Source organism: Borrelia hispanica CRI (assembly GCF_000500065.1).
Classification (GTDB): Bacteria; Spirochaetota; Spirochaetia; order Borreliales; family Borreliaceae; genus Borrelia; species Borrelia hispanica.
This window is the reverse complement of the sequence record NZ_AYOU01000046.1, coordinates 1-751: the sequence shown is the minus strand read 5'-3', so window position 1 is coordinate 751 and position 751 is coordinate 1. Positions and strand designations below refer to the sequence as shown.

At 26.5% G+C, this 751-nt stretch carries 2 protein-coding genes; both read right to left on the bottom strand.

Features of this window, described 5'->3' with window-relative positions:
• Positions 1–413, bottom strand: a 413-nt coding sequence (gene bdr, locus U880_RS11660) for a Bdr family repetitive protein (protein WP_038358736.1), incomplete at its 3' end; no start/stop codon positions are given.
• Positions 414–454: 41 nt separating this feature from the next.
• A partial coding sequence (locus U880_RS09810) for a phage terminase large subunit family protein (RefSeq protein ID WP_456061755.1) occupies positions 455–751 on the bottom strand: 297 nt, incomplete at its 5' end.

The following is a 751-nucleotide window of genomic DNA, read 5'->3' as shown; positions in this document are numbered from 1 at the left end:
TCTATCTTAGTATCAAGTTCCATTTTGTTCAGTTCCATATCTTTTCTAACAATATCAATCTTATTATCAAGTTCTTTAATATCTGATTTTAAGTTATTTTCAATAATATCTATTTTATTATCAAGTTCTGTAAATTTAGTATCTATCTTATTGTCAAGTTCTGTAAATTTAGTATCTATTTTAGTATCAAGGACATCTTTGACTTTTTCAATATCAGATCTTAAGCCACGTTCTAATATTTCCAGCCTAAGATTAAAATTACTTTCTAAATATTGAAGATCTTTAATAGTAAGTTCATTTTTATAGTATCTATAAGATAAATCGTCCGCAATCTCTCTATTAATACCAGCTTTTACAAGCTCATTGAATACCATCTGCCTCGTAATTACAGGTTCCATTTGCATATACTCCATAAAGAATCTCCTTATGTAATTATTATACAATAATTTATAAGCTAAATGAAAGTAAATTTAGTAAAATGTTGACTTCTATCACGATAATTTAAAGACATAATTAAATATGCAGCTGATAATGCATCAAGAGCATCATCATGAACTTTGCCATCTCCATTATATGAATAAATATCACTAAATACAGAACGACTACTATAATCTAATAAATGCATCTTGTTATAACTAAATGGTGTTAATAAAGAAACAATTCTTGCATGTTTATTTGTTTTTGGTCTTGTTGGTGCAATTCTAAAGTAATTTTCCATATTATCTCGAAGTCTAACATATTCACGTGTCAA